Here is a 26,186-nt window from a genome sequence, read left to right on the forward strand (position 1 = left end):
TGCAGGTATTACTCAAATCAATGAAAGTGTAGCTCATATAGAAAGTGTAACTCAAGATAATGTGAAGATTGCTAATGATAGTTCTGTGATTTCTGATACGGTTAATAGTATTGCTAAGAATATTCTTGAAGATGCTCGGAAGAAGAAGTTTTGATATTAAAGCATAAGTAATTTTTATACTTTTAAATCAAACCTTAAACTTGAATTTGGGTTTAAGGTTTGGGTGTTTGGGGTGTTGTGTTTATTGTTTTACCTTGCTTTCAAGCATTGTTTTAAAATCTTTAATTGAATTTGTGATATTTGGGCTTATGCGAAGTAGGGTATGCACTTTTTCATAAACATATAAATTGTTATTTTTATAGGCTTTTGTGTGTTTTAAGATAGGATTTTGATCAACTAAAGCTTTTATATCAGTAGCTTGAAGCCCTATGATTAAAAGGTCTGGGTCCTTATCAAGTATATATTCGCCTGAGATCATCGGTCTTTGAATATCACTTTTTGGGGTAAGGTTTTCAATGCCTAAAAGTCTTAAGATATCAGCAATCATAGAATTATCTGAAAATGCCATTAAAGGATTGCTTGAGAAAAGAAAAATGGCATTTTTATGAAGCGGACTTTTGCTGAGTTCTTCAAGCTCTTTTTTGGTTTTAGCAATTAAAGCTTGTCCTTCTTTGACTTTGTTAAGATATTTGGCTAAAGTTTCTATGTTTTTATACATATCATCAAGCCTTGAAGCTTCCATATATAAGGTTTTTACGCCTAAATTCTTTAATCTTGGCTCCAAAGCTAAAGAATACGAGCTTAAGATAACTAGGCTTGGTTCAAGAGCAAGGATTTTTTCAACTGAAGGATTTGAAAAGCTTCCTACGCTTTCAAGTTTGCTTGTTTTTTCGGCTGGATAGATATTGCTGTGTTGAAGGCTTGCTATGCCTTTGATGCTTTCTTCAGCTCCTAGCATATAAATGATTTCTATGCTGGCTGGATCAAGTACAACTAAACGCTCTTCTTTGGCAAGTGCAAAGCTAAGCAAACATGTTAATATACAAAGTATTTTTTTCATCATTTTTCCTTTAAAGGTAAGATATAGGGTTGATTATTTTGAAGCAAAACTTCACAATTTAAATCATAAATTTCTTTTAAAATCTCTTTTGTAAAAAGTTCTTTTGTGCTACCTTTATAACGAAGCTTTCCTTCTTTTAAAAAGATAATTTCATCACAAAACATAGACGCAAGATTTAAATCATGCAAGATAGCCACCACAGTGATCTTTTGCTTTTTAAGCAAATTTTCACACAAGCTTAAAAGCTCGATAGCATAGTTCATATCAAGGGCTGAGGTTGGTTCATCTAAGAGTAAAATTTGAGGCTTTTTCAGCAAGGCTCTAGCTAAAAGCACCCTTTGAAACTCGCCACCGCTTAAAGAAAGTATATTTCTTGTAAGAAATTTTTCAATCCTTACTTGCTCGGCAACTTCTTGCATTTGCTCTAAATCCTGCTGAGTATAGCTTGCAAAAGCACTTTGTAAAGCAGAATAACGTCCCATAAGCAAGACATCTTGAACAAGTAAAGGCATCATGAGTTCTGATTTTTGTGGCACAAAGCCTATGATTTTTGCAAGCTCTTTTATACCATAATCTTGCACTTTTTTATCAAAAAAATAAATACTTCCACTACTTGGCTTTAAAATTCCAAGCATATTTTTCATCAAAGTGCTTTTACCAGAGCCATTTGGTCCTAAAATTCCAAAAAAAGCACCTTCTTCAATCTTAAAACTCAAGCTTTCAAGCAAGGGTTTATGCTCATAGGCAAAAGATAAATTTTCTATATTTATACTCATAAAAACCGCCTTGCTTTAAGAGCAAGCATTAAAAAAATCGGTGCTCCAAATAAAGAAGTGATAATGCCTATAGGGATTTCAACAGGAGCAAGAGCTGTCCTTGCTAAACAATCGCAAAAAAGCAAGAAAAGCCCACCAAGTAAGGTGCAAAGCGGTAAAACAAGGATATTGTTATAATTTTTAAGCATTAAACGCACGATATGAGGCACGATAAGCCCCACAAAGCCTATAAGTCCGCTAAAAGCTACGCCAAAAGCAACCGCTAAAGATGAAACAATGAGTAAATTTCTTTTCACTTTGCTTGCATCAACGCCTAAATTTCTTGCTTCATCATCACCGCTTAAGATAATGTTAAGTTCGTTTTTATGAGCGTAAAAATACAATAAACAAAAACACAAAGGCACAAGCAAAATAGCTATCTTATCCCAGCTTGCAAGCCCTAAATAACCCATAAGCCAAGCCATAACCTTAAAGCTGTTTTCGCCTATATAATACACAAAAAATGAAGTAAAAGCTCCTAAAAATGATGATACAGCTATACCGATGATGAGTAAAGTGGCTATGCTTGAGCGTTTAGACATTTTAAAGATAAGCAAAGCAAATAAACAACAGCACGCAAAACCAAAAAATCCATAATAATAATCAGGCACCTTAAGCATATAGGCTAAAACTGCCCCAAAAGTCGCAGCTGAAGCTATGCCGATGATATAAGGATCAGCGATTGGGTTTGAAAATATAGTCTGAGTTACTGCTCCAGAGCTTGCTAAGAGCATACCGATGAGTATAGCCATGACAAGACGGGGCATTCTGGATTCAAGGACTATTGTTCTTAGTTTTGAATCCTCATCAAAAAGCGCAGCGACAATCTCTGTAAAGCTGGCTTGTGATTCACCAATGTTTAAGGCAATAAGAAAAATGACTATATAAGCAAAGATAATGAAAATAAAGCTTATAAATAAACGCTTAGAAATCATAAAAACCATTCTTAGTTGTGATTTGTTTTATCAATTTAAAACAAAGTATTTATCAAAAATATCTTTCAAATACTTCGTTTTCTATCGAAATTTAAAGCCATATTCTAACCTTATTTTCTTTAAAATTTTCTTAGTATGATATTTAATCGCAATATATTTTTTAAGCAAAGATTTTTAAGCATATATTAAAGCAATACTAGCTATCATTTTTTGATAAATTTAATTTCTAAAAAGGAGAAAACAATGAGCGTTGAAAGCATTATTTCGCACATGAATGATCATCACAAAGAAAATCTTATTGATTTGTGTAAAAAATTTGGTGCTGTTGAAAAGGTAGAAGATATCAGCCTTAAAAGTGTGGATTTAGAAGGGCTTGATATAGTATATAATGGTGGTGAAAAACTTCGCATAGATTTTCCTGTTAAAGCAAAAGATGAAGAGGCTCTTAAAAATGCGATTATCGAGCTTTGCAAGAGTGTAAAATCAAGCGTTGATTATACAGCAGTGAAAAAAGAACTTGATGAGTTTAAGGCTGGTTTTGGCTCGATTTGCCTTGCAACTATCAATGCTAAGGGTGAGGTTGAGTGTTCTTATGCGCCGCTTATTCAAAGTCAAAAGGGCGATTATATCTATATCAGCGAAGTTGCTGAACACACTTCAAATATCAAAAACAATCCTAACAATGTTGAAGTGCTTTTTTTAGAAGATGAGTGTAAGGCAGCTTCTGTAATCTTAAGAAAAAGACTTCGTTATAGAGTAAAAACTGAATTTATCGAAAGAGGCGCGGACTTTGATATCATCTTTGATGAATTTGAAAAAAGAAATGGCAGTGGCGGTGGGATAAAAATTATCCGCGAAATGCTTGATTTTCATCTTGTGAAACTCACTTATCAAGAAGGAAGCTTTGTAAAAGGCTTTGGACAAGCTTATAAGATAGACACAAAAGGCGAGCTTATGCACCTTAGCGGTAAAACAGGTGTAAATCCTCATAGAAAAGCTCCACACGGAAGTAACCCACACACTCATAATCCACACAAATAAAATCAAAAGGCTCATCAAAGAGCCTTTTAAAAGCTTGTATAAACTTAGAGTTTTATTTATTTAAATTGTTTTTCTATTTTCCTATAAATTTCTTTGCTTTTTCCCATAAATTAATACCGAGTTTTTTGGCTTCTTGAGTGTTAAAGTCTTTATAACGCTCGCTTGTGAGTTGTTCTAAATCGCTAATTTCTTTTTTAAAGATATTGATTTTGCTTTGGGCGAGTTTGCCAAAATCGTTAATTTTAGGATTTTTCTTAAGATCATTAAGCATAAGCAAGAGTTGTTCTCTACTTTCGCTTGCAAGTCTTTTGAGTTTTGCAAACAAAGTATCAAGCTCATTTTCAAGTAAATTTTTGATAATGCTTTGCACCGGTTCATCGCTTTTCTTTGCTTCAAGCCTTAAAAGTGTGATAAAATCGTATTCTATATCGATAAGCTCTTTTTCTTTGTTGCTTAAATCCTCTTCAAGTGTGCAGTAATTAAAGCTAGTTTTAAATTTTTCTATACCTAAAGCTATGCCTTCTTGCGTGCCTTTAACCACGCCTATGCAAAGTTCTTTAGCATAGTTTTTAGATTCATTAGCTAACTCAAATGCTGTATTAAGCACGATTTGTGTGCTTTTTAAAATACGTTCTTTTTCAAATTCAAGCTCACAAATAGTTTTATAAACTAAATTTTTAGCAATTTCGCTTGATTCAAGTTCTATATCATCACCCTTTTCTAAAGTTGTTATAAAGGCACTTTCAGCTATTTCTCTTAAAATTCCAAGCATTTCAGCCTCAAATAAAAAAGCATCATTTAAACTTGTGGAAATTTCTTCTTTAAAGTCCGATTTTTCTATGCTTTGTTTAAGTTCATAAAAATTTTGACTGATGGTGTTTTTAATCACATTTTTTTGCTCTTCTATCTTTGCTCTAAGCACGCTCATTTCGTTTATATGCTGATATAGCTTTTCCTCTTCTTTTTTCACTTTAGCACGAATTAAGGCTTTGATTAAAGAGGTTGTATTTTCATTGTTTAAAAGCTCAAGCTTTTTCAGCACCTCTAAAAAATCAAACAAAAGCTCATCTACCTTTACTTTTTCATCGTTTAATTCTTTAAAAGTAAGATTATAACCCAAATCCTCGATAAGTTCATTTGCCTTATCCTTGTGTCCTGAAAGTGTGTTTTCAAATATAATTAAAGCATTTTTCATTTTTTTCCTTTTTATAGCACAAATTTAGCCCTTGCCTTTAAAGCTGCAAAAAGATCAAGCCTGTCTTTTTCACTATCAACAAAAACTCGTAGCAAAAAGCTATGATATGTATCATTTTTACTTGCGTGTGAAAATTTGCAGCTAAACTCTCTTTGCCCTAAAAGCTCTTGACAAATTGCATTTGCATTTACGCCTTTTTCAAAGATGATTTTATACTCCCAAAAAGTAGGATAATCAATCTCTGGCTTTTGATCACATGCGTTTAAATTCACCACTCTTGCCACCTTTTTTATACTCTAAAACAATATTTGAAATTTCCATACTCTTATCTATGGCTTTAAGCATATCATAAATGGTTAAAAGCCCTATACTTACGCCACTTAAGGCTTCCATTTCAACCCCTGTTTTACCTTCGCATTTTACGCTTACAAAAAGCTTAAAAGCACACGCTTTTTCATCTTCTTCTATATCTACTTCAACACCACTGATATTTAAAGGATGGCACATCGGGATAAGTTCGCTTGTCTTTTTTGCTCCCATAATCGCAGCAATGACAGCTGTTTCAAGCACAGCTCCTTTTTTAACAGCCTTTGCTTTTACTGCTTGAAAAGCTTCTTGACTTACTTTGATCACTCCACTTGCTCTAGCTAGCCTCGAGCTTATCTCTTTTTCAGCAACATTAACCATTTTTGGTCTGTTATTTTCATCTAAATGACTCAGCTGCACTCATAACCTTTTTTTTGAGATATTTTTAAAAAGATTATAGACAAATTGAGTAAAAATTTAGCTAAAATGAGCGAAATATTTTTCATAAAAAAGGGGAATTCAATGAGAGAATTTGAAGATGATGAATTTGAAGACTTAGATGATCAAGATATTTTATCGTATGAAGATGAAGATGATTATCTAAGAAGTGAGCATTCAAGAAATTATAATTACGATGAGGACGATTATAATTTTGACGATGAAGATTATGATGATAGTTATGAGATGGAATAAAGCTTAAATAAAGTTTGGCTTAGATATAATTCAAACTTAATTCTTTTTAAGAAAAAAAGAAAGGGCAAATTCCTATGAAAACAAAAACACTCAGCAAAAAAGAAATAAAAACATTAGGGCTTTCCTCGCTAGGAGGCACTTTGGAATTTTATGATTTTATAATTTTTGTCTTTTTTGCTTCTATTATTTCAGAACATTTTTTTCCACAAAGTCTAAGTGATACTTGGAAGATTATCAATACCTATGGTATATTTGCGGCTGGGTATTTAGCGCGTCCTTTGGGTGGCATTGTTATGGCTCATTTTGGCGATAAATTTGGGCGAAAAAATATGTTTATGCTTTCTATCTTGCTTATGGTTATTCCTACTTTTGCACTTGCTCTTGTGCCAACTTTTGAAACTATTGGTTATGCTGCACCTTTGTTTTTGATCTTTGTGCGAATTTGTCAAGGTATAGCTGTGGGTGGAGAATTGCCCGGTGCTTGGGTTTTCATACACGAACATGCTCCTGATAAACAAAAAAATACTTATCTTGGCTTTTTAACCGCTTCTGTAACGGCTGGAATTTTGCTTGGAAGTTTGGTGTATTTGCTTACTTATATGATTTTTGAAAAAGAAGCCATTGAAGAATGGGCTTGGCGTGTGCCTTTTGCTTTGGGTGGGGTTTTTGGTATCATCTCTGTATATTTGCGTCGTTTTTTAGAAGAAACACCTGTGTTTCAGCAGATGAAACAGGATAGTGCTTTAGTGACTTTCCCGCTTAAAGAAGTGTTTAAAAGCTCAAAATTTGGCGTTGTTGTGTCTATGCTTGTAACTTGGGTTTTAACCGGTTGTATTTTGGTTTTTATCTTGCTTATGCCAAATTTCATCAGCAAAATGCCGAGTTTTAATCTCGATGCTTTTGAAAAAACTTATTTTCAAATTTCTGGGCTTGTTTGTATAGTCAGCGGTATCATCTTAAGCGGAGTAATCTCTGATAAAATCAAACCATATAAGGTATGTATAGCCTTTAGTATCGCTTTTGGGGTGTTTAGCTTTTTGTTTTTTAAAGAGTTGTATTCAAGTTCGCCAAGTCAAGTCAGCACGATAGGGCTTTATTGCTTGACTTGTTTTAGTGCCGGGATTATGAACTTTTGCCCTGTGTTTATGAGTGATGTGTTTAAGCCTCACATTCGCTTTAGTGGAATTTCTTTTGCGTATAATATCGCTTATGCTATAGCAGGGGGCTTTACGCCTCAACTTGCCGCCTTTTTCCATGGCGTAGCTCTTAAAGATCCTGAAAGCTTGATGAGTTATGGTTTAAGTGCTTATGTGCTTGTGCTTGCTTTTGTTGCCTTTGGCACTTCGTTTTTAATGCGTAGGGTGTATGAAAAAGCTTAATAATACCCCACGCATAAACTTGAAGTGATTTTGATCTTTTTTTCAAGTGGAGTAGGGCTAAAAAAATGGCATTTTTCTATATAAATATAATGCTTATAATCAAGCCCTAAGAAGTCATAAAAGGCTTTGAGATTGACAAATTTAATCCCGCAAAGCTCTTTGATTTCAAGGAGCTGATAGATCGAAGAGTTATTTTTTGCTACTAAATGAGAGGGCGAAAGCGTAGTGAAAGAACAAAACGCACTTGCTAAGACAAAGCCATTTAAGTCATCACAAGCTTTTAACGCTTTGGTGTGTTTTTTGAGTATGCAAGATTTGTGTAAAAAAATCGTCCTTGTGCCTTGATACCTTGCTATGCTCGCATTTTTCCAGAATTTAAAAGCATTTTTTGAAATACCAGCTATTTTGTGAAATTGTGCATTAAGCACATATTCATCTAAAAAAGCATTTGGGGGCAGTATGAGGCTAGTCATTGCCCTTTTTTAATCAATAGGCTTATTTAAATTAGCTTTAGCAAAATCAGGAAGCTTGGCGATAAAATGTTCCATATTGAAATTTATACCTTGATTTTTAGCTTCTTTAATCAAATTTAAAGCCGCATTTACCCTATAAGGCGAGCCACCATTATAAGGTGCAAAGATGTTATTAGCAATAGCCAAAGCATACGCACTACGTTTGATCTCTCCATCAGCTGAATGAGGCGTATTAGCAAAACATACGCTTTCAATCAACGCTTCATCAAAATCCCAGCGGTGAAACAAAAAGCCCAAAAATGAGATATGATCAACACCTAAAAAATTATCTTCAACCACAACGATATTATGAAAATCGTTTTGTTTTAAGGCATTATAAAATTCTTTTTCTTTGTGGTTTTGGATTAAAAAATTTGCAAACACCATCATACCAAATCGCAAAAGCATAACACAAGGTACGAGCAGATATGAAAGTTTTTTATCTTCTTCTAAAAGCCAGCTTGAAACAAATTTAGCCTCTTCGTTACAATTTTGCAAGAATTTGTTTGTATCAAGCCCATAAGGACTCATATCAACTTTGAAATTCCCTTTGATAGAATCAGCAGTAACAATATTTTTAATATTTGTTACTCCAAGCAAATTCACAACTTGTTGAATAGTTGTAATCTCTCTTGAAAAGCCATAAAATGGCGAATTTGCAAGCTGTAAGAGTTTGGCAGTAACCAAAGGATCACCAGAAATTATCTCAGCTACCCTATCAATTTTCATATTTGAGCCAGCTTCATCTATATAGCGTTGCAAATCTCTAACCGTTTGTGGTAAAGGCGGTAAGTGTTCTACGCTTTCAAGCAAGGCTTGATTCATATCTTGAATTTGATCCATTAAACTTTATCCTTATAAAATATGGTGTGATGATAATTTTAAGCTTTTTTGCTAAATTATAGCTTAAAAAAGAGTGAGAATTTATAAAAAATATCAAGCTTTTTGATACTCTCATTAAAACATATAAAACAACTATGCTTCACACACTTTTTAAGCAAAAAATAAAAATATTTTTTTAAGCTTTTATATCTAAATTTGAGTTTGGTTTTTGCCAAGCCTCGATTTTAAATTTATTTTTATTTAAAGCCTTTTCAAGTAATTCTTCATTTATGCGTTTAATCTGTTCAAAAAGTATTTCTAAAGGATTGATCATACCCTTAGCCATTTCTTCTCTTTGCTTTTTTTCTTCTGCAAGCTGGGCAGTTCGCTTTTGCTCCCACTGGGCATATTTATTTTTAAGCTCAGTAAAATCGCTTGTATTATTTAAAATTTGAAAAGATTCACTATCTGAGATTGGATTAGTTAAATTAATCTGCTCGTGAAAAGCCCAAGCTTCTTTAACGCTTACATTTTTATCAAGACCTTCTATCTTACCCCAAATCGTCGTCTCACCTTCTCTTACCTCGCTGATATGATTAACTATGCCAACTAAAAGTCCGCCTTTGGTGATAGAGCCATCGCTATTGGTGTATTTATCTCCATTTGCGTTTATAAACACCCCTGCACCTTCTTGTCCGCCATTATTATTACCAAAAATATCAGTAGCAGGCCTGTCTTGATTGCTTTTATAAAAAAGCGAGGTGGTGGCTGTGGTGTATTCCCAGTAATATACTGGCTTTCTATTCATATCAGCAAATTTATAATCCTTGGAACTTTCATACACCTTAAGCACTTCAAGGCTTTGGCGATCAAAGTCTATGCCTTGAGGAAAACTAGCAATCTCATCAAGAGTAAAGCTATTTTTAGCATTAAACGCATCTTCACCTATAACTTGAGTTAAGAGTTTATAAGCATTAGCTATAGTTTTGGCTGGATCAACGCTTATAAAATCCCTAAAAGGAGCAGTTGTTTCACTTCTGTTTAAAGACTCCATAGTTGAAGAGTGGATTTTTATATCTTTTGGGATACCTGCTGCTTCATTAAATTCTTCAGTAAAATAACCATCTTTATCTACAGCATAGCCTAAAACTTCTTTAACACCGGTATTTTTAGAGGCTGAAACCTCTACTTTTACATCACTTGAACTTGTTTTATTAAGCGTGAGATTTGCTTTCACACCAGCAAGAGGGTTTGAGTTGTAAGAATGAAGCGAGTTAAGCATTATTATTCCTTTGTGAGTTTCTTCCTTAAAAACTACATCGGCATTTTGCAAAAGAAATGAATATAAAAGTGAAATTTTTACTTTAGCAATGAAGTGTTTTGAAAATTTACATTCAAATTTAAAGTAAAACTGAAGCTTAAATTATAATAAAAAGCAAAGCTTTGTTTAGCCTTGCTTTTTAACCACCTTTACTCGATCTATGGAATTTCCATCCATTTTTTTAACTTCATAATAACAAAACTCGTCCTCCAGCCTATCGCCCACCACAGGCAAACGCCCAAGCAAGTTAAATACATAGCCACCTATAGTAACTTGTTCTAAGTCCTCTGGATAAGTGATGAGTAGGAGTTCTTCAACTATTTCTATCTCGCATCTTCCTTTAAAATCATAAATTCCATCGTTAAGCTTTTTATACATTTCATCATCATGTTCGCTTTGTATATCGCCAAAGATTTCTTCCATGATATCTTCCATAGTGATAATTCCAGCTGTTCCGCCGTATTCATCAACAACTAAGGCTGTGTGATTTCTTTCTTGATTCATACGCGCAAGCACCTTTGAAATGCTGATATTTTCAGGCACAAGAAAGATAGGACGCACAAGCTCATTAAGGCTTTTTTTCTCCCCACAAAGCTCATTTTGCACCAAATCCCTAATGTGTATCATACCCAAAACATTATCTTTAGAGCCATCTATATAAGGAAATCTTGAATGCTTGCTTTCAACAATGATCTTCATATTTTCTTCATATGATTTACTCTTATTTAAACAAATCATATCTTTTCTAGGACTCATAATCTCTTTTGCTACCGTGTCGCTAAAATCGACTGCATTGCGTATGAGTTCGGTTTCAAACTCATCTAAAACCCCACCTTTTTGACTTTCACTGGCAATAATCTTAATCTCTTCTTCGCTGTGTGTAAGCTCGCTTTCACTAGCTGGACGAATTCCAAGCATTTTAAGACATACAGCAGCAAGAAAATCAAAAGTTTTAATAAAGGGCAAAAACACGCACCAAAAGATATGCAAAGGACGAGCCACCCAAAGCACGCTTTTATCAGCCACAGCTATAGCAACACTTTTTGGCACAAGCTCACCCACCACCACATGTAAAAGTGTGATAAAAGTAAAAGCGATTACAAAAGCGATAGTATGAAGCAAGGCACTTGGCAGATGAAAGACAGATAAATAATACTCAAGCAAGCTTGCAACAGCTGGCTCGCCTATCCATCCAAGCGCAAGCGAGCTTAAAGTAATGCCAAGCTGACAAGCACTTAAATAAGTATCAAGTTTTGAAGAAACTTCTAAAGCTTTTTTCGCATTTGGTTTTTTTTCTTTGACAAGTTCTTCTAGCTTTGAGCGGCGAACTTTAACAATGCTAAATTCAGAAAGCACAAAAAAACCATTTAAAAGCACGAGTAAAAATGCAACGAGAATCATAGTAGTAGAATAACCAAAATTTGGCACGAGATTTAAATTCTGACTGGGGTCCAAAAAAGCTCCTTAAAAAAATGATTTGTAAATTATAGCAAATTTAAAACAAATTTTGCTTAAAATCACAAATTTGCACTCAAACTTCAAGTATATTAAGAAAATCATCTTATACTTTTATGATAAATTAACTCAAGAAAGGAATAAAAATGCCAATAGTAACGATTAAACTCTCAAAACCAGAGTTAAGTAAAGAGGACAAAGAAAGCTTGATCGCTGATATAACAACGCTTTTAAGCACAAAATATTCAAAACCAAAAGAAAGAACTGTGGTGATGATAGAAGATATTGAGCCTTGTGATATAGGTTTTGGTGGTGAGAGTGTGGCAAAGATACGCTCAAAGGGCTAAAAATGAGCGAGTTAAAACTAGGCGATAAGGCTCCTGAGTTTAGTCTTGTTAATCAAGACGGCACTGAAATTTCGCTTAAAGATTTTAGTGGAAAAAAGGTAGTTTTGTATTTTTATCCTAAGGATAACACACCCGGTTGCACTACTGAAGCTTGCGAATTTAGTGAGCTTTTAGGAAATTTTGAGGATAAAAATGCTGTAATTATAGGCATAAGCCCTGATAATCCTAAATCCCATGAGAATTTTGTAAGTAAATTTAAACTGAAGCATATTTTGCTTTGCGATGAGGATAAAAGTGCAGCCAAAGCGTATGGGGCTTGGGGTTTAAAGAAAAATTATGGCAAAGAATATGAGGGCATTATACGTTCGACTTTTATTATAGACGAACAAGGTAAAGTCTTAGCTATTTATAAGAATGTGCGCGCAAAAGATCATGCGGCTAAGGTTTTAGCTGATTTAGCAAAGGCTTAAATGCTAGTTCATATCTGTTGTTCTGTGGATAGTCATTATTTTATGAGTGAGCTTCAAAAAGCCTATCCAGATGAAAAACTCATCGGTTTTTTTTATGATCCAAATATCCATCCCTACAGCGAATATGAGTTGCGTTTTTTAGATGTAAAAAGAAGCTGTGATAAGCTAGGTATCAAGCTTTTTAAGGGTGAGTATGATTATGAGGCTTGGCTAAAAGCAGTAAAGGGTTATGAAGATGAGCCTGAAAAGGGTGCAAGGTGTGAAATTTGCTTTGATAAGCGTATGCAAGAAAGCGTGAAATTTGCTGTAAAAATAGGCGAGAAAAAGCTTACAACCACGCTTTTGACAAGCCCAAAAAAAGACTTAGTTCAACTACAAAATGCTTTACAAAAACAATGTTCGCCCTTTGGTATAGAGTTTTTAGCCCCTGATTTTCGCAAAAATGGTGGCACACAAAGGCAGTTTGAGCTTGCTAAAAATGAAATGCTGTATCATCAAAATTATTGTGGTTGTTTATATGGGCTAAGCAAACAAAAGGAAAATAAGCCTTTTATCGATGAGCTTATGAGTCCTATCACAAAGCAGGTTTTACCAGCAAGCATAGAAGCAAGGATAAAGCTTTATAAAAAGGTGCAAAGCCTTGAAAAAAAAGGTGTGAAATTTAAACTTGAGCGAGAGAAATTTTTAAATTACCGCTTGTTAAAAGCTGGTATAAGACTTGATAAAAAGCCTTTACAAGCTCATTTTTTGTTTTATTCGCATTTTAAAAATGCTTATACAAGATTTTTACAAAATGAGGCTTTAAGCGGAACTTTTTCAAGTCCTAAAGATGAGCTTCATTTTTGGGATTTTAGCTTTTTTAATGCTCTTTGTAAGTATAAGTTTAAAAGTTTTGAAGACTTTTTAAAACATCCCTTAAGTATAGAAGCTGAGGTTAAAATTCGTACAAAAATACTAGGAAATTATAATCTTAGCCCCATTATCATCACAGAGCATTTGCCACAAGGTAGGATAGAATTGAGTGCAAAAAGCGAGATTTATTTTGATGTGCGAGAAAAAATTGTTTTGCTATGAGCTTGCATAAATTTAGTATTTTCTGTATTTTAAAAAGATTTGGTGCTTTTGCTAAGGGTATTTAAGACAAGAATTTTAGCTATTTTATAGTGATGATCCAGTCCATCTTTGCCCTTTAAACCGATAAAGTATTTATCACCTAAAGCAGAATACACTTTGACATGACCAAGTTCGATAAAGCCTTCTTCTTCCTTGCAGTATTGGAGTTTTTCACACTCAAAGCTTCCTTTGAGTCTAGGATCAACAAAAATCTTTAAGACTTCGAAATTTCCATATCCTGAAATCCTTGCAACCGTATTTTTAGCAAAGCATATCATAACAAGCAAACTTAACAAAGCTATAAAAATACCAAATTTAAACGCATTGATCTTTTCATACAATAAAGCTTGGATAAAAGAGCAAACAAAAGCTATGCCTAAAGCCAAAGCAAAAAATAAGGCTCCACTTAAGCCAAATACAAGCAAAAGCGGCATAAAAACAGTTTGTCCAAGACTTGGAACAAAAGAAAGCTGAAGTAAAAAATACGCATAGAAAAATAAAGCCCCTATAAGATGAGTGCTTAGTAAAAGAGCGCTCATAAAGCTCATAGGCTTTCTTTTAGCAAAATGTTTTATGCTTTTATAGTGTGTTTTGAGCTCTTCTGTATAGGCTAAAGCTCTTTTTTTATAGATATTCATACAAGCTCTACCCAAAAAGCTTCAAGGAGTTTAAAGGCTGCATTTTGCAAATCCTCATCAAAACTTGCTGTAGCATTTTTGTGTAAGACTAGCTTAGTATTTAATCCAGCATTAAAAGCTAAGATGATATTGTGAAAGACGCAAATATGTGAGACAAGTCCGCCAAATTCGATTTGTTCGTATTGCTCTTCTTTTAGAAATTGGGCAAGTTCTAAGGAGCCAAAAGTATGCTTTTCAAAGATTTTTTTTGCTCTTTGTTTAAAAGGCTCACAAAAACTTGGCACATCATGTCCTTGAGTGCCTTTTAAGCAGTGTTTTATAGGTAAATTTATACCTTCTTTTGTGTTAAGATAATTTTCATCGTGCGTATCAAGCGTGATGAGTATATCTCCATCAAAATTTTCAAGCAAACGCTTGATCTCATCTTTTAGCTTAGCTGCTTTTTCAAAGCCTAAAGCCCCGTCGATAAAGTCATTTTGATAATCCACTAAAACAAAGGCTTTTTTCATTTTTACTCCTTAGCCTGCCAAAAGCTTTGATAATGCACATTTTCAAAGGCTTTTTTAAGACTTACAAAAAGCTTAGGATTTTCTTGTTCAAGTTTTGCTAAAAGGGCTTTTGCTTCTTCTCTAGCGTGAGGGTATTTGACATTTTTTTCGCTAAGTTTTAAGCCCGGACAAAACTCATTACCTATGACTTGCAAATCATTTGCTGTGGCATTATCACGAAGTTGTCTTTCACGCACAAAAATCAAAGGACGGATCACACTAATACCTCTTTGAGCCTTGTAAATAGGACTAAGCGTCCTTAAAGCCCCATTATACATAAAGCTCATAAAAAAACTTTCAGCCGCATCATCAAGATGATGAGCAAGAGCAAGCTTATTAAAGCCTCTTTCTAAAGCATAAGTGTAAAGTGCGCCCCTACGCATACGTGAAAAATAACTACAAAAGCTTGAGTTTTTGCGTATGCTCTCGCCTGAAATTTCATAAATATTGCTTTCAATAATGCTGTGCTTGATGTCATGTTCTAAACAATGAGCGTGTAAATGTGAATAATCCTCACCCATACCATAGCTCAAAGTCGCTGTTTCAAACTCAAACTTAAAAGGAGCATGTTTTTGCATACGAGCTAAAAGATGAGCTAGAGCCAAAGAGTCCTTGCCTCCACTAAGTCCAAGTAAAACCTTATCGCCTTCCTCGATGAGCTTAAATTTAGCATTAGCTTGTCCGACTTGGCGAATGAGTCTTTTGCTAAGATTGATCATAATTTATCGCAGATTTTAAGCACGAACTCAGCTGAAGTTTGAGCTGATTTAACCACAAATTCATCAAAATCAAACTCAGCCTTTTCCCCAGCCTCATCACTCATCGCCCTTAAGATAAAGCAAGGTACTTTTAAAGCTTCACACACTAAAGCAACACTTGCTCCTTCCATCTCGCAAGCATCAGCATTGAAAATCTCTCTGATCTTGTTTTTTTTCACTTCATCGCAGATAAACTCATCCCCAGTGGCGATAATGCCCTCATGAAGCTTTATGCCAAGCTCTTTTGCTACTTCTTTGGCTAAGGCATTTAGTTTTGCATCGGTTTTTACAAAGACTTCATTACCCGGCACAAAGCCTAAAGGATGTCCAAAAGCTGTAATGTCAAGATCGTATTGACAAAGCTTGTTTGCAACGAGTAAATCGCCTATTTTAAGCTCAGGATTAAAAGCTCCTGCAACGCCTGTAAAAAGTAAGGTTTCAGCCTTAAATTTTTCTATCATCACACTTGCTGAAAGAGTGGAATTAACCTTGCCTATCTTTGAATACGCTAAAATGAGCTCATGGTTTTTGTATTGTGCAAGATAGTAGCTATTGTTTGCATAATCAATCTTTTCATAATTTTGAAGTTTTTCTAAAAGCGGACTAATCTCTTCTGGCATAGCCCCTAAAATAGCAATTTTCATTGTCCTATCACCTTTATGATTTCATCAAGTTCGTTTAAATTTGTAAAAGAATATGTCTCTTTACTTGTATTTTTTTTGTTTAAGCCTTTTAAAATAGCACTTGAAAACTCTATAAAAAAGTCCGTATTTGCCTCGACATTTTTTATACTTTGTTTATACAGCACCGGCTTTATAAGCTGCTCGCTCAGTAAAGTTAAAGCCTCATCTTTGCTTGTATAAGGCTTGGCATTTGCATTTGAAATTACTGGTTTAAAGCTTGATGAAAGGCTATTTTCAAGCAAGGCTTTAAATTTCACACTAGCTTCTTTTAAAAGCGGACAATGACTTGCCACGCTCATATTTAAAAGCATAGCCCTTTTTGCCCCAGCTTTTTTAAACTCAGCCTCATAAGCTTGTAAATGCGCTTTCATACCAGCTACGACGATTTGTCCGTCGCAATTGTAATTTGCTGCATAAATTTGCTTGTTTTTTGCCAAGGCATCTTGACAAAGCTCTTCGACTTTTTCATCACTCAGCCCTAAAACTACAAGCATACCAGCTTCTATCTTATCGCAATCTTCTTGCATAAATAAAGCTCTATTTCTTACCAAAGAAAGCGCGTCAAGAAAATTAATGCCGCCTTGAACGCTAAGGGCTGAAATTTCACCCAAAGAATGCCCCAAAGCACATTCACACTCTAAATCAAGTCTTTCTTTAAAAGCAAGATAAGCCATTAAAGAGCTTAAAACTATAGCTGGCTGGGTAAATTCGCTTTTATTTAAATCCTCATTTGGCTCAAAAAGCAAGTGTTTAAAATCAAGCTTACAATGATCGCTTGCATTTTGCAAAAGCTCTTTAGCTTGAGCGCAATTTTCATAAAAATCCTTAGCCATGCCAAGAGTTTGTGAGCCTTGTCCTGCAAAGATAAAAACAGCTTTCATCAAACTACCTCAGTGGCAACCGCAACCACCGCCATGTCCGCCGCAGCATCCTCCGCCACCATGATGATGATCATGATCATGTCCCCCACAACCACAACTTCCACTTCCTGCTATAATACCAGTTAAAATTTCATCTTCGCTAGCTTCACGTGCATCAAGTATATTAAGACTAAAAAGCAAATCCCTGCCTGCATAAGCGTGATTATAATCAATCACAACCTCATCATCTTTAATATCTTTTACTATAACCCGCACGGTGCCACCATCTTCGCTTTCGCCAAAAAGTTCCATACCTACTTTTAAATCAATACCAGCAAATTGCTCTTTTGGTAAGGTTTGCACTGCACTTTGATCATACTCGCCTAAAGCCTTATCTTTTTTAATGATAACATCAGCCTCACTAGGACAATCAAGCTTAGCAATTTCTTCTTCTAAGCCCTCTAAAATTTGCCCCTTTCCAAGTATAAAAGAAACAGGAGCTGAGTGTAAGTTTGACTCTAAAAGTTCTCCTGTGTTGGCGTCTTTAAGTTCATAAAACATTGAAACTACGCTATTTTTAGCTATTGACATTTTTTCTCCTTTTGATTTTATTTTCTATTTGGTGCGGCTTTAGCTTCTTTGCTTTGTGGATAGTCCTTTTTCAAAGCTTGATAAAAGCCATTTGCTGCTTTTGTATCGCCCACTTTATCAAGGCTAATGGCTGTATGATAAAGCAAGGTTGGCATATACTTTGCTTTTGAATATAACTGAGCACTTTTTTTATAATAATTTATCGCGTTTGCATAACGTTTTTTCTTGTATTCTATCTCGCCTATATGAAAATTTGATAAGGCCGGCTTGTAATTTTTTTCGATTAAATACTCAAATTTTACTTTTGAGTTTTCATAATTGTTTTTATTGTTAAATTCTTTTAAAGCAAGCTCTAAAAGCTCGTCTAATTCTTTTTTCTTCCAAGATTCATCATCTTGTTTTTTTTGTGTAGTTGGTATTACTTGTTTGCTTTTATTTTCATCTGTTGATGAAGTTATTTGCGGTGTTTGACTTAAATTTTGATCTTGTGTGTTTTGGTTGATATAAGTATCCATAAGCTGACTGAGTTCGCTTAGAACTTGTTTGATTTGCTTGTTATTTGCTTCTTGAATTTTTCGGCTTTCTTCAGCATAAACTCGAAGTTTTTGGAGTTCTTTGCTGAGATTTTGTTCAAGTTGAGTGATTTTGGTATTTGTTTTGCTGTATTGCGAGTTAATACCTTCTAGAGTGCTTTGGATGCCTTCTATTTGTTCATTGACTGAATTTATCCTTGCGTTGTTTTGCAGATAATTGTTATTGAGTGTATCAAGCTTGTCTTTTAGAATTTTTTCGTTTTGTGTAAGTCCATAGCCAGAATTATTATTAATGTTTCCTGCGTCAAAAGCTGAAGTTTCAGCTAAGGCAGCACTAAAAAGAGCTGCCAAAGTTAGTAGTATTTTTTTCATTGTAGTTTAAAGATTAGAGTCCAACTTTAATCTCTGCACGACGATTTAGTGCGTCACATTCTGCTGTTCTTTCAGTACAAACTGGGTTAGTTTCGCCATAGCTTTTTACTGCAATTTGTTTTGAATCAAGACCTAAAGTAACTAAAGCTCTTTTTACAGCATTTGCTCTTCTTAAACCAAGCGCTTGGTTGTATTCATCAGTTCCCCACTCATCGCAGTTTCCTTCAACTGTAATTTGAGCACCACCTGCTTGACCTTTAAGTAAATCAGCACCTGCATTTACAACAGCTTGCATATCTGATCTGATGTTGTATTTGTCAAAATCAAAATAGATTTTTCCAAGTCCGCTCGCAAGAGAACCAACACCACCAAAAGTATCGTTACCACCAGAAGCAGCACCGCTAGTACCTTGTGTGCTACCTGTTTGGGTAACTGAAGGTGATTTTTTAGTTGCTTGGCAACCACTAAGAATCATTGCAAAAACTGCAACTGAGATTAAGAGAATTTTCTTCATCTTTTACCTTTCATAAAGTTTTGTTAAGTGCGTTAATTATAACTAAAAAATATTAAATTTGAATAAAATTTACCAATCAATCGATTGAATTTTCCCAACCTTGAGTGGAAAATGAAAGGATTTATTGGCATTTACGCGGATTATCCCTAAAGCTGTTTGATTACCAAGATATTTGATAAACACTATACTTCCACCATCGCTTGAAAAACGAGGGAATAAATTCTTGCCATTTGCTGTAAGTTGGCGGATATAATCACTTTCTGTACTCATTAAATAGATATTAAACACGCCTCTTTGTTCCATCTCACGACTTGAATACACGATATAGTTTTTGTAGGTTGAAACAGCTGTATTGTTACGCCCGTGAAAAACAACTTGCTCGGCATTCGATCCGCCTATTTTTTGCATAAAAAGGTTTGGATAACCCAAACGATCGCTTACAAAAATTACTTTTTGATCATTTTCGATGAAATTTCCATTTACATCAACGCCTGAATAATTTGTGATTTTAATCAAACTCTTTTTTTTAAGATCGTAAAGATATACATCGGGCTGATCTTGTGGTGCCATAGTAACAAGGATTTTATTTTCATCTTCACTCACATCGCTTGCGACGATCATACCTCCGCTTGAAAGTATCCTTGTGGCTTTGTTTGTGTTAAGATCATAACGATAAAGTGTAGGGATATTATGATCATAAGCAGTGTAGTAAAATGCAGTTTGAGCTTTGTTTGCCCATTTTGGAAAGAGGTTTAATCCGCCTGCTACAACGACTTTTTGATAAGTAAGTGTATAATCAGCCATGATAATTTGGCTTCTTTTTGAGCTTGAAGTTTTAGCAATCAAAATTTTATGATCCATCCATTCAACCGGAGCTAAGCCTAAGGTATTAACCGAGTCTTTAATGCTTGTGTGAGCCAGGAAAGGATAGAGCTCAAGACTTGGCACTGAGTAGCTTTTGTTACTTTTTTCTGTGCCATCAGCTTTAATCTTTACTCTTAAATTTAAAGTATTGCCACCTTCTTTGTTTAGTTCGTATTCAAGCAGATAATTGCCTTGTTCATTACCTCTTTCAAGCACTTCAAAATTTGAGCTGATTTTTAAATCATTTAAGATGAGATTATAAAAATTTCTTTTTAAGCTTGTGTCACTAAGTGTTGAGTTATCTTTGATGATGATTTTTGGTAAAACAGTGCCTTTATTGACGATAGAAATAGAGGCTTCATCAGCTGCAAAAAGAGCTGATAAGATCAAAAAGAAAAGTCCAAAGATTTTTTTCATTTTTTCTCCTTAATGTTGCTGCATACTGATTTCATCGCTTATAGAAGCTGTATCTTCGTATCTTTTTGAATTTGGTGGATACGCGATAAACTTACCTTTTAAATCTTCTAAAAAAAGTTCAACTTTTGCGTCAAATTCAGCATTGCCACTTTTTGAAACTGAAGTATATCCAAAAATTCCGTTACTATCTATAAAAAAATGCACGATTACGCTAAAATTTCCGCTCCTTGGATAAAGCAACCAATTTTCTTGCATTCTTCTTGCAATCTTACCCAAAAACTCATCATATACTCCTGTCATCTGCTTTTGTGAGCTTTGTCCTATCTTATCGCTTTGATTGATGAGTGAGTCATTGAGTTGCTTTACGATATTTGAAGCGCTTGTGCTTGTGGTGGTTGTCTTGCTTTGGGATTTGCTAGATGATTGCACCTTAGAGCTTTGCTCTTCTTGATAATCTTTGACATTGCCAAACAAAGAGCTAATATCACTTGCTTTTTGGGTGTCTTCTTTTGTCTCAACGGCTTTATTTGTCGTTTCTTTAAGTTGTTCTTCTTCTATTTTGGCTTGTTTCTCGGGATTTGATTGTGTGTTTTGTGCGGGTGTAGCTTGGTATTCGCCAAGTTCTACATCAACAAAGCTATTTGCTATATCAGTGTATTTTACACTTTGTTTGGCTTCTTCACTGAGTTTAAAAGCGATAAAAAAAACAAGAGCCATATAAACGATTAAAGCGAGCAAAAAAGCGTTAAATGATCCTACACCATAATCTTTCAAAAGCTACTCCGTTTGTAAAGAAACCTTGTTAAAGCCTAAGTTTTTTACCACCCTTAAAACAAAAATCACATCATCATATTTAAGTTCTTTGTCAGCTCGTATAAAAACAGGCTCATCAAGTTTAAATTGTGGTTTGAGTATGGCTAGGTTATCTGCAAAACTTACAAAGTTAAATTTTTTTTCATTGATAAAAATTTCTCTTTTGCCATTTACAGCAATGATAAGACTTTTAAGCGTTGCTGTTGAATTTGTCTTTTGCGAGCCTTTTGGGAGATTGATGTTTTCTTCATAAGTAATACTTGGTGCAGTGACCATTAAAATGGCAAGTAAAACAAGCATAATATCAACCAAAGGTGTGATATTGAGTTCTGGTTTTTCATCAAGAAATGACAAAGTTATGCCTTTGCAAGAATTTTTATTTCGCTATCAATGACGCTCATAAGTTCAAATGCTTTTCTTTTTATGCTTAAGTGAAAGCTATAAGCTGGTATAGCCACGAGTATCCCACAACCTGTAGCAACGAGTGCTTCGCTTATTTTTGGAGCGATGATACTTAAAGAGTTTTGAGTGCCAAGTCCACCAAAGGTTTCAAGTATAGATACAACCGTTCCAAAAAGCCCTATAAAAGGAGAAGTTGAAGCGATGATAGAAAGCCAAGTTAGTCCTACACTTGCTCTTTTTTCAGCTAAATTTTTATAAATTTCAAGGCGATTTTTTTCATTTTCCGGGCATTTTCTGAGTATAGATTCGGTTTGAGAAATATCTTTGTTTCCCATAAGTAAGTATTCTAAACTTCCTTTTTCTTTATTGATCCAAACGCCTAAAAAAGTCGATCGAGCAAATAAAATAGCAAAGCTTAAAATAAAATAAAAAGAAAGCCAAATTAATACTATGTAAGTGATAAGGCTTGATTCATTAAAAAAATGTATGATGGACGCCGTATTGATCACTTACTTTACCCCTGCTTTGCTGTCTATGTTTGCAAAAGTAGAAGCTAGAGCCACGCTATCAGAACTTGCTGATCGAAGAAGTTCTTTAGCCGCATTTAAATTTTGTGCGATTTCGCTGTTTTCATCTGCATTAATGGCTACTGCACCTTTGGCTAAAACAGTGGTTTTAAACTCATTCACTTCTGCATAACCTGAATCAACAGCGATTAATTCATGCTTAGAATCAGCTTTTTCTATATCAATCACCCCAGCTTTTAAAGATGAAATGAGAGAAGCATGCCCTTTAAGCACGCCAAACTCACCCTCGCTTCCGGGCAAAACTACACAACGCACTTCACCCTCATAAATCATACCCATAGGTGTTACCACCTCTAAATGCATTAAATCACTCATGCTTAGCCTTTAGCTTTTTCAGCCTTTTCAATGGCTTCATTGATGTTACCTACCATGTAAAATGCATTTTCTGGCAGGTGATCGTATTTACCTTCTAAAATTCCTTTAAAGCCAGCTATAGTATCTTCAAGGCTGATATATTTACCAGGGCTACCTGTGAACACTTCAGCCACAAAGAAAGGTTGAGAAAGGAATTTTTCTATCTTTCTTGCTCTTTCAACCACAAGTTTATCTTCTTCGCTAAGCTCGTCCATACCTAAGATAGCGATGATATCTTGCAAGTCCTTATACTTTTGAAGCACAGATTGCACTCCACGAGCGACTTTATAATGTTCTTCGCCGATGATATGTGGATCAAGCACACGAGAAGTTGAATCAAGCGGATCAACAGCTGGATAAATTCCTTTTTCAGCTATAGCTCTATTAAGAACGGTTGTAGCATCAAGGTGAGCAAAAACGGTTGCTGGGGCTGGGTCAGTTAAGTCATCAGCTGGCACATAAACAGCTTGAACTGAAGTGATAGAGCCCTTTTTGGTTGAAGTAATTCTTTCTTGGAATTTACCCATTTCACTTGCTAAGGTTGGTTGATAACCCACAGCTGAAGGGATACGTCCAAGAAGCGCTGACATTTCAGAGCCTGATTGAGAAAATCTAAAGATATTATCGATAAACATAAGCACATCAAGTCCCATTTCATCTCTAAAATACTCCGCCATAGTAAGCCCTGTTAAAGCGATACGATTTCTAGCTCCTGGTGGTTCATTCATTTGTCCGTAGCAAAGGGCAACCTTATCTAAAACATTACTTTCTTTCATTTCATTATAAAGGTCATTTCCCTCACGAGTTCGCTCACCCACGCCTGCAAATACTGAATATCCGCTGTGCTTAAACGCAACATTATGGATAAGCTCCATGATAATAACGGTCTTTCCAACACCAGCACCACCAAAAAGTCCGACTTTTCCACCCTTAGCATAAGGAGCGAGCAAATCCACAACCTTAATGCCTGTTTCAAAAATTTCACTTTTTGTGCTTTGTTCTTCAAAAGGAGGTGGGTCTCTATGTATGCTCCAATGCTTATCAAAGCTTAATTCTTCGCCCTCATCTATAAGATCACCAGTTACATTGAAAATTCTGCCTAAAACTTTTTCACCAACTGGCACGCTAATAGGTGCTCCTGTAGCTTCTACTTCAAGTCCTCTTACAAGTCCTTCTGTCATATCCATAGCGATAGTTCTTACCCTTTCATCGCCAAGATGAGCAGCGACTTCTAAGACGAGTTTGTGTTTTTTGCCACCTAAGTCATAATTTACAATCAAAGCTTCATTAAGCTGTGGCAGATAATCACTAAAATCAACATCAACCACCGGTCCTAAAATTTGTGAAATCAATCCTTGCTTACTCATTCATTTCTCCTTATTTCATTGATTCAACACCACTGATAATTTCTATAAGTTCAGTAGTGATACTTTCTTGTCTTGCTTTATTATAGGCTAAATTTAAGTTTTTAACCATTTCTTTGGCATTTTTACTCGCATTATCCATAGCCTGCATTCTTGCACTATGCTCGGCTGCTAAAGAGTCAATTAAGGCAAAATACATATTGTATTCAAAATAGGTTTTCATCAACTCTTGCATTAATTCATCACCTTCTGGCTCAAGCTCTAGAGCTGAGTTTGAAATTTGACTTTCATCTTGCACTTTTAAAGGCTCAACCGGAAGCAAATGAAGCTCTTTAAGCTCTTGAGAGATCATATTTTTATAGCCATTATGTATGATGATGACTTGATCAGTTTCTTTGTTTAAGAAGTCATTTACTACTTCATTAATCACCTCACAAGCCCTTTCATAGCTTGGATTTGAGCTTAAATGTTCATAAGTTTTTAAAAGCTCGATACCTTGAAAGCGAAAAAATTCAACGCCTGTTTTTCCAACGGCTCGCAAACGAACTTCTATACCTTTACTGCGGTATTCTTTCATCAGCTCATTAACACTTTTAATGGTTCTTGAGTTAAAGCCACCACAAAGCCCTTTATCTGCTGTGATAAAGATAATATCTAGCTTTTTCACAGCCCTTTCTTGAAAGAATACAAAGCGTTCATCATCTTTTGAAATTTTGCTGATATTTAAAGAAATTTCAGCTAAAACTTCATCGATTTTTTGTGCATAAAACTTACTGCGTCTAGCCGCTTCTTCTGCTCTTTTAAGCTTAGCTGAAGAAACAAGCTTCATCGCTTTAGTTGTTTTTTGCGTGTTATTGACGCTTTTTATCTTTCTTTTTATCTCTTTAAGACTAGCCATAAAATGCCTTTATATATGACTTGATTTATATTCATTAAGCGCTGTGCTAATCTTTTCTTCAAGTTCTTTATCCAAAGCTTTTTTAGAGCGAATTTGCTCAAAAATTTCTGGATATTTTGCTTCGATGAAAGAATAAAGCCCAGCTTCAAATTCATTGATTTTATTTACCGGGATAGAATCAAGTATGCCTCTTGTTCCAGCAAAAATAAGCACTACTTGTTTTTCAACAGCCAAAGGAGAATACGGAGCTTGCTTAAGAATTTCAACCATTCTTTGCCCTCTTTCAAGCTGTTTGCGGCTTGATTCATCCAAATCACTTGCAAACTGAGCAAAAGCTTGAAGCTCTCTGTATTGAGCTAGATCAAGTCTTAAGGTTCCTGCAACTTGCTTGATAGCCTTAATCTGAGCTGCCCCACCCACACGAGAAACTGATAAGCCTACATTTATCGCCGGACGTACACCTGAATTAAAGAGGTCTGTTTCAAGGAAAATTTGTCCATCAGTGATTGAAATAACATTGGTAGGAATATAAGCTGAAACATCTCCAGCTTGAGTTTCAATGATAGGTAAAGCTGTTAAACTGCCAGCACCAAGTGCGTCACTAAGCTTTGAAGCCCTTTCAAGCAATCTTGAATGTAGGTAAAAAACATCGCCTGGATACGCCTCACGACCTGGAGGACGGCGTAAAATCAAAGACATTTCACGATAAGCCACAGCGTGTTTTGAAAGATCATCATAAATGATTAAAGCATGACGAGCATTATCTCTAAAATACTCACCCATAGTCACACCAGCATAAGGAGCGATGTATTGTAAAGCCGCAGAATCAGAAGCACCAGCACTTACAACTATAGTATAATCCATTGCCCCATGTTCTTCAAGCCTTTTGACTACTTGAGCAACATTGCTTTGTTTTTGTCCTATAGCAACATAAATACAAATAACATCTTGTCCTTTTTGATTGATAATAGTATCAATTGCAACGGTTGTTTTTCCAGTTTGTCTATCGCCGATGATAAGCTCTCTTTGTCCTCTACCGATTGGCACAAGAGCATCTATGGCTTTAAGTCCAGTTTGTAAAGGCTCATGAACGCTTTTTCTTGCCATGATACCTTTGGCTTTTTCTTCGATAAAGCGAAACTCACTTGCCCCAATCGCACCTTTTGCGTCTATTGGCTCACCTAAAGCATTAACCACGCGTCCTATCATCGCATCACCAACTGGCACGCTCAAGAGCTTTTTGAGGCGTTTAACTGAAGAGCCTTCTTTTAAGCCCTCGCCCTTACCAAGTATAACCACACCAACACTTGCTTCTTCAAGGTTAAGTGCCATACCTTTTTCGCCATTTTCAAATTCAACCATTTCGCTTGCCATGACATTTTTAAGTCCATATACTTTTGCCACACCATCGGCTATTGAAATGATCTTACCTGTTTCTTCAATCTCAAGATTTAAATCAAAATTCTCAATCTTTTCTTTGATGATAGAGCTAATTTCATCAGCTTTAAGTTTCATACACATTCTCC

Annotated in this window: 32 protein-coding genes and 1 pseudogene; 7 read left to right on the forward strand and 26 right to left on the reverse strand. The window is 35.2% G+C overall.

Features of this window, described 5'->3' with window-relative positions; genetic code table 11:
• A pseudogene (locus tag CQA38_RS09385) lies at positions 1-154 on the forward strand (chemotaxis protein); the annotation flags it as partial.
• 87 nt (positions 155-241) lie between these two features.
• On the opposite strand, the gene CQA38_RS07260 reads toward CQA38_RS09385, so the two are convergent.
• The 3 genes from CQA38_RS07260 to CQA38_RS07270 are packed head-to-tail and all read right to left on the reverse strand — an operon-like array spanning position 242 to position 2,819.
• Complete coding sequence (locus CQA38_RS07260; RefSeq protein WP_137633337.1) at positions 242-1,060, reverse strand: ABC transporter substrate-binding protein; 819 nt, start codon at positions 1,058-1,060, stop codon at positions 242-244.
• Positions 1,060-1,836 carry an ABC transporter ATP-binding protein gene (locus tag CQA38_RS07265; protein WP_137633338.1) on the reverse strand — a complete coding sequence of 259 codons (777 nt, stop codon included), beginning with the start codon at positions 1,834-1,836 and terminating at the stop codon, positions 1,060-1,062. Before CQA38_RS07265 ends, CQA38_RS07260 begins: the two co-directional genes overlap by 1 nt.
• Positions 1,833-2,819, reverse strand: a complete 987-nt coding sequence (locus CQA38_RS07270) for an iron ABC transporter permease (RefSeq protein ID WP_137633339.1) — start codon at positions 2,817-2,819, stop codon at positions 1,833-1,835. Before CQA38_RS07270 ends, CQA38_RS07265 begins: the two co-directional genes overlap by 4 nt.
• Positions 2,820-3,053: 234 nt before the next feature.
• On the opposite strand from CQA38_RS07270, the gene CQA38_RS07275 reads away from it, so the two are divergent.
• Positions 3,054-3,851, forward strand: a complete 798-nt coding sequence (locus CQA38_RS07275; RefSeq protein WP_137633340.1) for a HugZ family heme oxygenase — start codon at positions 3,054-3,056, stop codon at positions 3,849-3,851.
• Positions 3,852-3,924: 73 nt separating this feature from the next.
• On the opposite strand, the gene CQA38_RS07280 is transcribed toward CQA38_RS07275, so the two are convergent.
• From CQA38_RS07280 to moaC, 3 genes are read right to left on the reverse strand one after another with little or no spacing between them, the layout of a single operon-like run.
• The gene (locus CQA38_RS07280) at positions 3,925-5,046 is read right to left on the reverse strand and encodes a hypothetical protein (RefSeq protein ID WP_137633341.1); all 1,122 of its coding nucleotides are present in this window, start codon (positions 5,044-5,046) and stop codon (positions 3,925-3,927) included.
• Positions 5,047-5,057: 11 nt separating this feature from the next.
• Positions 5,058-5,321, reverse strand: coding sequence for a DUF493 domain-containing protein (locus CQA38_RS07285; RefSeq protein ID WP_137633342.1), 264 nt, complete (start codon positions 5,319-5,321; stop codon positions 5,058-5,060).
• Positions 5,299-5,772: a cyclic pyranopterin monophosphate synthase MoaC gene (gene moaC / locus CQA38_RS07290; RefSeq protein WP_137633343.1), complete on the reverse strand. Its 474-nt coding sequence runs from the start codon at positions 5,770-5,772 to the stop codon at positions 5,299-5,301. Before moaC ends, CQA38_RS07285 begins: the two co-directional genes overlap by 23 nt.
• 102 nt (positions 5,773-5,874) lie before the next feature.
• Between moaC and CQA38_RS07295 the strand changes: the two genes are divergently transcribed.
• Positions 5,875-6,045, forward strand: coding sequence for a highly acidic protein (locus CQA38_RS07295; protein ID WP_137633344.1), 171 nt, complete (start codon positions 5,875-5,877; stop codon positions 6,043-6,045).
• Between the two features lie 74 nt (positions 6,046-6,119).
• On the forward strand, positions 6,120-7,424 hold the full coding sequence (locus CQA38_RS07300) for an MFS transporter (RefSeq protein WP_137633345.1): 1,305 nt from the start codon (positions 6,120-6,122) through the stop codon (positions 7,422-7,424).
• Here the strand turns inward: CQA38_RS07300 and CQA38_RS07305 are convergent.
• The 4 genes from CQA38_RS07305 to CQA38_RS07320 form a co-directional block, all read right to left on the reverse strand.
• Positions 7,421-7,897 carry a cysteine permease gene (locus CQA38_RS07305; RefSeq protein ID WP_137633346.1) on the reverse strand — a complete coding sequence of 159 codons (477 nt, stop codon included), beginning with the start codon at positions 7,895-7,897 and terminating at the stop codon, positions 7,421-7,423. The two genes, CQA38_RS07300 and CQA38_RS07305, sit on opposite strands and share 4 nt — an antisense overlap.
• Before the next feature lie 9 nt (positions 7,898-7,906).
• Complete coding sequence (locus CQA38_RS07310; RefSeq protein WP_137633347.1) at positions 7,907-8,779, reverse strand: HDOD domain-containing protein; 873 nt, start codon at positions 8,777-8,779, stop codon at positions 7,907-7,909.
• Positions 8,780-8,954: 175 nt separating this feature from the next.
• The gene (locus CQA38_RS07315) at positions 8,955-10,040 is read right to left on the reverse strand and encodes a Cj0814 family flagellar-dependent secreted protein (RefSeq protein ID WP_137633348.1); all 1,086 of its coding nucleotides are present in this window, start codon (positions 10,038-10,040) and stop codon (positions 8,955-8,957) included.
• 165 nt (positions 10,041-10,205) lie between these two features.
• Positions 10,206-11,534, reverse strand: a complete 1,329-nt coding sequence (locus CQA38_RS07320; RefSeq protein WP_137633349.1) for a hemolysin family protein — start codon at positions 11,532-11,534, stop codon at positions 10,206-10,208.
• Between the two features lie 146 nt (positions 11,535-11,680).
• Between CQA38_RS07320 and CQA38_RS07325 the strand changes: the two genes are divergently transcribed.
• Genes CQA38_RS07325 through CQA38_RS07335 form a run of 3 tightly spaced genes read left to right on the forward strand, consistent with a single transcriptional unit; the run spans position 11,681 to position 13,425 of the window.
• On the forward strand, positions 11,681-11,881 hold the full coding sequence (locus tag CQA38_RS07325) for a 4-oxalocrotonate tautomerase family protein (protein WP_137633350.1): 201 nt from the start codon (positions 11,681-11,683) through the stop codon (positions 11,879-11,881).
• 2 nt (positions 11,882-11,883) lie between these two features.
• On the forward strand, positions 11,884-12,351 hold the full coding sequence (gene bcp / locus CQA38_RS07330; RefSeq protein ID WP_137633351.1) for a thioredoxin-dependent thiol peroxidase: 468 nt from the start codon (positions 11,884-11,886) through the stop codon (positions 12,349-12,351).
• Positions 12,352-13,425, forward strand: coding sequence for an epoxyqueuosine reductase QueH (locus CQA38_RS07335; RefSeq protein ID WP_137633352.1), 1,074 nt, complete (start codon positions 12,352-12,354; stop codon positions 13,423-13,425).
• Between the two features lie 29 nt (positions 13,426-13,454).
• Here the strand turns inward: CQA38_RS07335 and CQA38_RS07340 are convergent, their stop codons facing one another.
• From CQA38_RS07340 to atpA, 16 genes are all read right to left on the reverse strand, one after another.
• Complete coding sequence (locus CQA38_RS07340) at positions 13,455-14,102, reverse strand: hypothetical protein (RefSeq protein WP_137633353.1); 648 nt, start codon at positions 14,100-14,102, stop codon at positions 13,455-13,457.
• Positions 14,099-14,611, reverse strand: a complete 513-nt coding sequence (locus CQA38_RS07345) for an isochorismatase family cysteine hydrolase (RefSeq protein ID WP_137633354.1) — start codon at positions 14,609-14,611, stop codon at positions 14,099-14,101. Before CQA38_RS07345 ends, CQA38_RS07340 begins: the two co-directional genes overlap by 4 nt.
• A gap of 2 nt (positions 14,612-14,613) precedes the next feature.
• Complete coding sequence (locus tag CQA38_RS07350) at positions 14,614-15,369, reverse strand: tRNA 2-thiocytidine biosynthesis TtcA family protein (protein ID WP_137633355.1); 756 nt, start codon at positions 15,367-15,369, stop codon at positions 14,614-14,616.
• On the reverse strand, positions 15,366-16,052 hold the full coding sequence (locus CQA38_RS07355; protein WP_137633356.1) for a 5'-methylthioadenosine/adenosylhomocysteine nucleosidase: 687 nt from the start codon (positions 16,050-16,052) through the stop codon (positions 15,366-15,368). The genes CQA38_RS07350 and CQA38_RS07355 overlap by 4 nt, the downstream gene beginning before the upstream one ends.
• On the reverse strand, positions 16,049-16,972 hold the full coding sequence (fabD, locus tag CQA38_RS07360; protein WP_137633357.1) for an ACP S-malonyltransferase: 924 nt from the start codon (positions 16,970-16,972) through the stop codon (positions 16,049-16,051). Before fabD ends, CQA38_RS07355 begins: the two co-directional genes overlap by 4 nt.
• Positions 16,973-16,981: 9 nt before the next feature.
• Entirely contained in the window at positions 16,982-17,542 is a 561-nt protein-coding gene (locus tag CQA38_RS07365; RefSeq protein WP_137633358.1) for a peptidylprolyl isomerase, read from the reverse strand.
• Between the two features lie 17 nt (positions 17,543-17,559).
• Positions 17,560-18,447 carry a tetratricopeptide repeat protein gene (locus CQA38_RS07370; RefSeq protein WP_137633359.1) on the reverse strand — a complete coding sequence of 296 codons (888 nt, stop codon included), beginning with the start codon at positions 18,445-18,447 and terminating at the stop codon, positions 17,560-17,562.
• Positions 18,448-18,460: 13 nt separating this feature from the next.
• Entirely contained in the window at positions 18,461-18,961 is a 501-nt protein-coding gene (locus tag CQA38_RS07375) for an OmpA family protein (RefSeq protein WP_137633360.1), read from the reverse strand.
• A 69-nt stretch (positions 18,962-19,030) separates the two neighbouring features.
• Positions 19,031-20,242 (reverse strand): Tol-Pal system protein TolB, encoded by a 1,212-nt coding sequence (gene tolB / locus CQA38_RS07380; protein ID WP_137633361.1) that lies wholly within the window; start codon positions 20,240-20,242, stop codon positions 19,031-19,033.
• Between the two features lie 9 nt (positions 20,243-20,251).
• A complete protein-coding gene (locus CQA38_RS07385; protein ID WP_137633362.1) occupies positions 20,252-21,016 on the reverse strand; it encodes a TonB C-terminal domain-containing protein in 765 nt (254 codons plus the stop codon).
• A 3-nt stretch (positions 21,017-21,019) separates the two neighbouring features.
• On the reverse strand, positions 21,020-21,409 hold the full coding sequence (locus CQA38_RS07390; RefSeq protein ID WP_137633363.1) for an ExbD/TolR family protein: 390 nt from the start codon (positions 21,407-21,409) through the stop codon (positions 21,020-21,022).
• A 2-nt stretch (positions 21,410-21,411) separates the two neighbouring features.
• Positions 21,412-21,963: a MotA/TolQ/ExbB proton channel family protein gene (locus tag CQA38_RS07395; protein ID WP_137633417.1), complete on the reverse strand. Its 552-nt coding sequence runs from the start codon at positions 21,961-21,963 to the stop codon at positions 21,412-21,414.
• 3 nt (positions 21,964-21,966) lie between these two features.
• Complete coding sequence (gene atpC / locus CQA38_RS07400) at positions 21,967-22,359, reverse strand: ATP synthase F1 subunit epsilon (RefSeq protein WP_137633364.1); 393 nt, start codon at positions 22,357-22,359, stop codon at positions 21,967-21,969.
• Positions 22,360-22,361: 2 nt separating this feature from the next.
• On the reverse strand, positions 22,362-23,765 hold the full coding sequence (atpD, locus tag CQA38_RS07405; protein ID WP_137633365.1) for a F0F1 ATP synthase subunit beta: 1,404 nt from the start codon (positions 23,763-23,765) through the stop codon (positions 22,362-22,364).
• A 10-nt stretch (positions 23,766-23,775) separates the two neighbouring features.
• Positions 23,776-24,660, reverse strand: a complete 885-nt coding sequence (gene atpG, locus CQA38_RS07410) for an ATP synthase F1 subunit gamma (RefSeq protein WP_137633366.1) — start codon at positions 24,658-24,660, stop codon at positions 23,776-23,778.
• A gap of 9 nt (positions 24,661-24,669) precedes the next feature.
• A complete protein-coding gene (gene atpA, locus CQA38_RS07415) occupies positions 24,670-26,175 on the reverse strand; it encodes a F0F1 ATP synthase subunit alpha (RefSeq protein ID WP_137633367.1) in 1,506 nt (501 codons plus the stop codon).
• Between the last annotated feature and the right edge of the window lie 11 nt (positions 26,176-26,186).

It is taken from the genome of Campylobacter sp. MIT 12-5580 (assembly GCF_005406235.1).
Classification (GTDB): domain Bacteria; phylum Campylobacterota; class Campylobacteria; order Campylobacterales; family Campylobacteraceae; genus Campylobacter_D.

Excerpts from the sequence above, each read along its gene's own strand:
- CQA38_RS07345 (WP_137633354.1), bottom strand. The coding sequence starts at position 14,611 with ATGAAAAAAGCCTTTGTTTTAGTGGATTATCAAAATGACTTTATCGAC.
- CQA38_RS07350 (WP_137633355.1), bottom strand. The coding sequence starts at position 15,369 with ATGATCAATCTTAGCAAAAGACTCATTCGCCAAGTCGGACAAGCTAAT.
- CQA38_RS07310 (WP_137633347.1), bottom strand. The coding sequence starts at position 8,779 with ATGGATCAAATTCAAGATATGAATCAAGCCTTGCTTGAAAGCGTAGAA.
- atpC (WP_137633364.1), bottom strand. The coding sequence starts at position 22,359 with ATGAGTGATTTAATGCATTTAGAGGTGGTAACACCTATGGGTATGATT.
- atpD (WP_137633365.1), bottom strand. The coding sequence starts at position 23,765 with ATGAGTAAGCAAGGATTGATTTCACAAATTTTAGGACCGGTGGTTGAT.
- bcp (WP_137633351.1), top strand. The coding sequence starts at position 11,884 with ATGAGCGAGTTAAAACTAGGCGATAAGGCTCCTGAGTTTAGTCTTGTT.
- CQA38_RS07375 (WP_137633360.1), bottom strand. The coding sequence starts at position 18,961 with ATGAAGAAAATTCTCTTAATCTCAGTTGCAGTTTTTGCAATGATTCTT.
- CQA38_RS07300 (WP_137633345.1), top strand. The coding sequence starts at position 6,120 with ATGAAAACAAAAACACTCAGCAAAAAAGAAATAAAAACATTAGGGCTT.
- CQA38_RS07315 (WP_137633348.1), bottom strand. The coding sequence starts at position 10,040 with ATGCTTAACTCGCTTCATTCTTACAACTCAAACCCTCTTGCTGGTGTG.
- tolB (WP_137633361.1), bottom strand. The coding sequence starts at position 20,242 with ATGAAAAAAATCTTTGGACTTTTCTTTTTGATCTTATCAGCTCTTTTT.
- CQA38_RS07260 (WP_137633337.1), bottom strand. The coding sequence starts at position 1,060 with ATGAAAAAAATACTTTGTATATTAACATGTTTGCTTAGCTTTGCACTT.
- CQA38_RS07355 (WP_137633356.1), bottom strand. The coding sequence starts at position 16,052 with ATGAAAATTGCTATTTTAGGGGCTATGCCAGAAGAGATTAGTCCGCTT.
- CQA38_RS07270 (WP_137633339.1), bottom strand. The coding sequence starts at position 2,819 with ATGGTTTTTATGATTTCTAAGCGTTTATTTATAAGCTTTATTTTCATT.
- fabD (WP_137633357.1), bottom strand. The coding sequence starts at position 16,972 with ATGAAAGCTGTTTTTATCTTTGCAGGACAAGGCTCACAAACTCTTGGC.
- CQA38_RS07335 (WP_137633352.1), top strand. The coding sequence starts at position 12,352 with ATGCTAGTTCATATCTGTTGTTCTGTGGATAGTCATTATTTTATGAGT.
- atpA (WP_137633367.1), bottom strand. The coding sequence starts at position 26,175 with ATGAAACTTAAAGCTGATGAAATTAGCTCTATCATCAAAGAAAAGATT.
- CQA38_RS07280 (WP_137633341.1), bottom strand. The coding sequence starts at position 5,046 with ATGAAAAATGCTTTAATTATATTTGAAAACACACTTTCAGGACACAAG.
- CQA38_RS07325 (WP_137633350.1), top strand. The coding sequence starts at position 11,681 with ATGCCAATAGTAACGATTAAACTCTCAAAACCAGAGTTAAGTAAAGAG.
- CQA38_RS07275 (WP_137633340.1), top strand. The coding sequence starts at position 3,054 with ATGAGCGTTGAAAGCATTATTTCGCACATGAATGATCATCACAAAGAA.
- CQA38_RS07365 (WP_137633358.1), bottom strand. The coding sequence starts at position 17,542 with ATGTCAATAGCTAAAAATAGCGTAGTTTCAATGTTTTATGAACTTAAA.
- CQA38_RS07305 (WP_137633346.1), bottom strand. The coding sequence starts at position 7,897 with ATGACTAGCCTCATACTGCCCCCAAATGCTTTTTTAGATGAATATGTG.
- CQA38_RS07370 (WP_137633359.1), bottom strand. The coding sequence starts at position 18,447 with ATGAAAAAAATACTACTAACTTTGGCAGCTCTTTTTAGTGCTGCCTTA.
- CQA38_RS07265 (WP_137633338.1), bottom strand. The coding sequence starts at position 1,836 with ATGAGTATAAATATAGAAAATTTATCTTTTGCCTATGAGCATAAACCC.
- atpG (WP_137633366.1), bottom strand. The coding sequence starts at position 24,660 with ATGGCTAGTCTTAAAGAGATAAAAAGAAAGATAAAAAGCGTCAATAAC.
- CQA38_RS07340 (WP_137633353.1), bottom strand. The coding sequence starts at position 14,102 with ATGAATATCTATAAAAAAAGAGCTTTAGCCTATACAGAAGAGCTCAAA.
- CQA38_RS07295 (WP_137633344.1), top strand. The coding sequence starts at position 5,875 with ATGAGAGAATTTGAAGATGATGAATTTGAAGACTTAGATGATCAAGAT.